This is a genomic window from Candidatus Poribacteria bacterium (genome assembly GCA_021295755.1).
Taxonomy (GTDB): Bacteria; Poribacteria; WGA-4E; order WGA-4E; family PCPOR2b; genus PCPOR2b.
On record JAGWBT010000011.1, the window covers coordinates 46,346 to 51,892 of the forward strand.

Genomic DNA, 5,547 nt, shown 5'->3' on the forward strand with positions numbered 1-5,547 from the left:
ACTGTACTTGATGCCACTCCGGGTGGTGTCGTATCTGGGTCGGAAACGGTATAAGGACCGACCGCTTGAGAACCGGGGGAACCGTCTCGGTTTGTCCACCCAACGTTCAGGGTTGCGGACCCTTCTGATAATGCAGGCGACGCTGTCCAGTTGGCACCAGATCCCGTGGCTGCAGCACCATTGACTGTCGCTGCAGTAACACCCTGATCAAACGTCAGTGAGAATTGGGTGTTCGAGGGAATTGCTGCGCCACCCGGAGCAGGATCTACCATGACCGATGTCGCAGAGGGTGGTACATCTTCCTCCGCACCGGCATCACCGGCATCACCGGCATCACCGGTATCATCATCATCATCATCATCACCACCACCACAACCAGCGACCATGAAGGCGACAAACATGATGGATATTATAAGGGCTAATACGCCCCAGAATTTGTGCTGCGTGAATTGGTACATTTGTTTCGTATCTCCTATTGTTTGCCGCAACTCATTTTTTTGTATGCTAAGGTTTATGAATCTTATGCCGTATGAACTTTTCATGCCTCTCATTTATACGAGAGCCTCTCAAGTCCAGTTGACTCCGTTCTGGCAAGGGCGAGTTGCGACTAAAAAATAGTAACTTGCTTCCAACGAAGCCAGACATCACAAGCATTCATAAAGTGGTCATTTTGACCTTTTGCGTTTCTACTCGCGGTGATCCTCTCATACTTTCGGAAAGTTCCCCGCGTGTGGCCACAACGCAGGTTAAACGTTGTTATTCATTTAGCCTATCAAACTTTGTGATTTTTGTAAAGAAAAATCTTCACATTTTTTTCAAAAATTTTGATTGCCAAATGTTTTAATGGGCGATATTCTACCAAACTTTGCAAAAAAAGTAAAGTGAAAAAAGCGAAAAAAGGGAATATTGTCCACAGCAACACCTAAATTGACATATCCCATTGCCTAAATTCGGGGTAATTCGCTTGGTATATCCCATATACTAAGCCAGTCCCTATCACCCCAACGGGGTGGTAGGTTAGAGAACGCAAATTTGCATTCCATATAAAAATCGTAGCATATTTTCGTAAGAAACACAAGTTTTTTGTTGAAAGACAGGAGGTAGTAGTTTACAGCCCCAAGTTAGAGAAACGGGACTCAATCCCAAAATTAAAGAAGTTTGTTTATTTATTGGGTGTGAGACCTCACCACTCTATTCTTAAAATAGATCCATCTGTTCCCCTGTAAGGTGAGCCGCTTGAATCTTTTCTAGATGGTCGGGATCTGCTAAAACATCAACGACGTTATCTAGCTGATCCGGCGAGATAGGGTAAGCACCCTGCTGAATGAGTTTACGGGGCCCCTCACTTAATTGAGAACGATTCTCCCAGTTACAAGCAAATACGAGACGCTCCTGCTCCAAAGCGAAGGCTGCCGTGCGAATTGCACCGCCATTTTCATTATCTTCAACAACGATTGTTGCTATTGAAAGCCCGCTGATGAGGCGATTGCGGAGGACAAGATTGGCGGGTGTTGGTTGTGTCGTAAAAGGGTGTTCGGAAAAAAGCGCGCCGTTCTCACAGATCCGCTCGGCAAGCTCCCGCTTTTCGTTCGGGTAGATCGAAAGCAGATCACTCCCGACAACACCAATGGTTGTGCCACTAACTGATAGCGCTCCTAAGTGTGCAGAGGTATCAATCCCTTCGGCAAGTCCACTAACGACCGTCAATCCCGCTTGAGTAAGGCACGTTGAAAGTTCAAGCGCTGTTAAAATTCCCGAATCCGTAGGGGTTGTTGTACCAACAATAGCAACAGCTTTTTCACTAACTTGAGATAAAGTCCCTTTTTTACAAAGGATTGCCGGGGCATTTGAGATCTCCTTGAGTTGTGAGGGGTAGCCATCTTCTTCAACGCAAAGGATATCAATACCGCGACTTTTGAACCACTTGATGTGACGGCGGAATTCAGCAACCCGTATTCTTGCCTTTAGAATCCGCGCTGCTAGTAGCGGGTTAAAGAGTGGGACCCGTGCAATCTCGGAAAGTTCTGCATCAAAGACATCTTCAATAGTTCCAAAGCGGCTGAGCAGACGCTTAATTCGCATGGGACCCACACCGTCAACTGACGCGAGGGCAAACCAAAATTCTTGTCCTGACATAATTTATCGCCAACATTAGTGTCCTCCCTTCGATCACATGACGGGAGTCGAAAAGACACAATTTCAAATCAAAATATAGAATATTTTGTGATATTTTAGAATAGAAAAAATTCACCTGTACACATAACGGCGCGCTAGAATAACCGCATGCATCTGGTGCTGTACTACATCAATCCTCAAAGGGGATTCACGGGGATGGTTTTGTACTCCGCCTATTGCAAGCGGGTTATCTGTCAGATGCCTACGTATAAACTTGTTCATCAGTGGACTGCCGACCTGCCACGAGGTTAATTTTGTTAAGCCAGTCTCAATAACACGGGCGAATTTTTCGATATGTTTGGTATCGTTGCGTTGTATTGCCAATTGATACGCATGAATGATTCCTTCATACGCATAGGCGGTATTGCGCCTTCGTTTTAGGGTCTTGTGAACATCAATCATCCAGTTGGCAAGGTCAATGACGTAATCACCGTACTTCTCTGTATTGGGCCAACCGGAGGTTGCGATTTCAAAGAAAGCCATGGAACCCCACTGGTAGTACCCTTTCGTTATAGATGAGTCAGGATCTTCCTGAAGGGCTTCTTGAATATTATGCTGATAACCGGCATCGGCAGAAGTGATAATAATGGGCTGCAAATCTTCGCGTCCCATATACTTCGCTGCTTTAATCAGTGCAAGAAGGGACTCGCCATCGAAGTAAGGAGATGGTTGCCCATGCGGGTGCCCGCTAGAGATACTGTAGCTGCGGTGCCAAAGCCCCGCCTTGGGGGCTGTCTGTATCCGGGCCCTGACAAGAAATCGAAGGTATTCTTCAAGAAGTTGCTGATAGTTTTGGAATTTTTCTTCGGTAATATGAGATTTGGCAGCACGTAGGTAATCAATATGAGAAAGCGCACAGAGGGCCACAGTTCCCATACGTCCTGCCTTTTCCCCCGGATAAGTTACATAGCGGTAACCGTCACGAGTAAGTTTTGAGTTTTGAGCGAAAAAATCCATCGTCTTCTCGACAGCTGTTCCAACCTTTAGATTCGGGGCATCGTTATATATCGTCGTTAACCCCCACATCGCTCCAGCCTGCCGCACCTGACTGTTGCCGGGGTCGTAAGTCTTTTTGACCCAATCATAAATGTAGGTAAAATTACCCTCTGGCTGTTGGTGATTGAGGATGAACTGTGTACCGAGTTTAAGCGAACGGTCAAGAATTGCACGGTTTAGTGGCTCCGGTCGATCAGAATCGCAAGAAAGCAATAGTAGGGCAAATGTTATGAACCCTGCTGTCCCCGCTGCCAAGACGACGTGGTTTAACAGTTTTTCCGTTTTCACAGTCAAATCTGTGTTGTTTTTGTTCATAAAATCCTTACTGAAAGCGATTAACCCCTTGCACAGCGGGCGGTATTTGATAGATAAAGCGTAACCCCTTTGCAAAACTACTAATTGTATGTTGTGTGTTGTCAATCCGCAATTGAGAGTCGGTGAGGGTCTTGCGAAAGCCGCCTTGCGCCATATCGGGACGCTTCAATGCAGCGGCGTCGGATTCTCCATATTGCAACAGGAACAGCCAGCGATACCCCATTTTTGCGCGTTCTTGATAAAGCTTTAATCGTCTCTCATCTCCTATCAGTCGTGCAACGTGGATGGCGTCCCCCAGTCCCTCCATGTAACTGCCCGTATTTGCAGAAGGCACCCCATGAAAACTGCCATAAGCCTCGTCATCGCCATCCAAATTTTGTTGCGTCAGCAGTCGATCACTTAAGAAAAAAACATAGTCGACATATTTCTGTTGACCGGTCTGTTCATAGAGCGATGCGAAAGCGGAAATGGTCCACGGCAGAAACGCATGCGACTGCCATTTTTCTCGATAGTAGAACTCTAGCGCCCAATCCATACTCTGTTTATAACGGATATCCCCGAAAACCTGATACATACCCGCTAGCGCATAAAGTGCTTCGCCGGGGTAAATCTTTGATTCCCAACCGGAGTTTTTCTCATGCTCGTAGTCACCGCGATACACATAGGTGCTTTTATATTGGCCGGTGTTATATTTTTCCTGTAGAAACAAGATCATATTTGCTAGTTTAGCCAAGATCGCATCGAATTCAGTTGTTCCCGTTAGCTGACGAATTTTGAGCATCGTTAACATAGGTAGGCTAATTCCACCGAGTTTCGCTTTCCGACGGAAAAGGAAGTAGGCTTTGTCGGTACCAAGAGATTCTGTGAAAGCCAACAGGTACTGGAGGCTTTTCCGCGCTGCCTCCAAATAACGGAGATTTCCTGTCATTTCATAAACCAACATCAACGAAAATGAGGTGCCCGCTTGGCGCAGAAAGTTATCATCATTTTTTTTACTGAACTTGTCATTAATGGGATCGTACCAATATTGAAACCGCCCGTGATGTTCTTGCATAGCGACGATCCAATCGGCACCGAGGCGCATTGAACGTTCCAGCGTTTCTGCAGTCACGTGCGCGTAGCGTTCGGGCTGCGAAGCCGGCGGGGAAATACCATGCCAGAACCGTTTTATCTCTAAGCTAACTGCCCGGCGTTTCTCGTACCCGGACAGATTTTTCCAGTCATTCCATTCCTTAGGATACTGCCGTGTCAGATAGTAACCTGTTCCAATTCCGGTGACCAGTAAAACCAAGAGCACTATACCTAGCACTCGAAACTTATGGAGAAATCGATCGAATTTCATTGGTTTTCCCATTGCGTATTTTTTGTTTATTTTATCACGCACTAGGAAAAATTGAAAGCGAAAATAGTCACCTATATCTGACATCTCTATTGCTTAAGCAGCTGTGCACCATTGTATTGGGCCCAAGCGAACTTCAATACTACCGAGAGGTCAGCTTTTTATTATCCTATGGAACGCTCAACAGACCAATGCCGATCTGAACTTTGGACGACAGTAACATCGGTGAGGCTGGTCTGGGCGAGCATCGCTTCAATTTCGGGAATGGTAAGGGCAGCAAGGAAGGAATCGTAAAAAAGTTTCTTTTGATAGGGGGTGTCGTCAGCAGCGTAACGGTCAACAAGGGCTTGGGCGGCTTGGGGCGTATCAGGACGCATCAAGTCACGGATAAGGATTAAACCGCCGGGGCGAATGACACGACTGATTTCTTGAAAGGCAGCCATCGGACCGGGGAGGTGGTGGATAATGCTGTTGGAAATCACGCCATTAAAGGATTGATCTGGATAGGGTAGCGCTTTCGCATCAACACATTCCAACGCAATTCGATCCGCTAACCCGGCTTCAGCGACGTGTTGTTCGCCAAGTGTGAGCATGTTTACTGAGAGATCAATTCCGGTGATTCGGATCTTGGGACAACGCTGAGCTAAAAAGATGGGAATTTGGGCAGGACCTGTGCCGAGATCGAGAAAATGTCCTTCGCGCGCACCAAGTTCAACCACACG

At 46.7% G+C, this 5,547-nt stretch carries 5 protein-coding genes; all 5 read right to left on the minus strand.

Going from position 1 to position 5,547, the window contains the following annotated elements:
- Nucleotides 1-458, minus strand: a 458-nt coding sequence (locus J4G02_02765; GenBank protein MCE2393516.1) for a hypothetical protein, incomplete at its 3' end; no start/stop codon positions are given.
- A 739-nt stretch (nucleotides 459-1,197) separates the two neighbouring features.
- The gene (gene dprA, locus J4G02_02770; GenBank protein MCE2393517.1) at nucleotides 1,198-2,136 is read right to left on the minus strand and encodes a DNA-processing protein DprA; all 939 of its coding nucleotides are present in this window, start codon (nucleotides 2,134-2,136) and stop codon (nucleotides 1,198-1,200) included.
- Nucleotides 2,137-2,247: 111 nt separating this feature from the next.
- Nucleotides 2,248-3,486: a hypothetical protein gene (locus J4G02_02775; protein MCE2393518.1), complete on the minus strand. Its 1,239-nt coding sequence runs from the start codon at nucleotides 3,484-3,486 to the stop codon at nucleotides 2,248-2,250.
- A 7-nt stretch (nucleotides 3,487-3,493) separates the two neighbouring features.
- Complete coding sequence (locus tag J4G02_02780; protein MCE2393519.1) at nucleotides 3,494-4,828, minus strand: hypothetical protein; 1,335 nt, start codon at nucleotides 4,826-4,828, stop codon at nucleotides 3,494-3,496.
- Between the two features lie 161 nt (nucleotides 4,829-4,989).
- Nucleotides 4,990-5,547: methyltransferase domain-containing protein (locus tag J4G02_02785; GenBank protein MCE2393520.1), on the minus strand; the 558-nt coding region annotated here is incomplete at its 5' end.

Bases quoted from the DNA above. Each gene is read 5' to 3' on its own strand.
- dprA (MCE2393517.1), bottom strand. From the start codon at position 2,136: ATGTCAGGACAAGAATTTTGGTTTGCCCTCGCGTCAGTTGACGGTGTG.
- J4G02_02775 (MCE2393518.1), bottom strand. From the start codon at position 3,486: ATGAACAAAAACAACACAGATTTGACTGTGAAAACGGAAAAACTGTTA.
- J4G02_02780 (MCE2393519.1), bottom strand. From the start codon at position 4,828: ATGAAATTCGATCGATTTCTCCATAAGTTTCGAGTGCTAGGTATAGTG.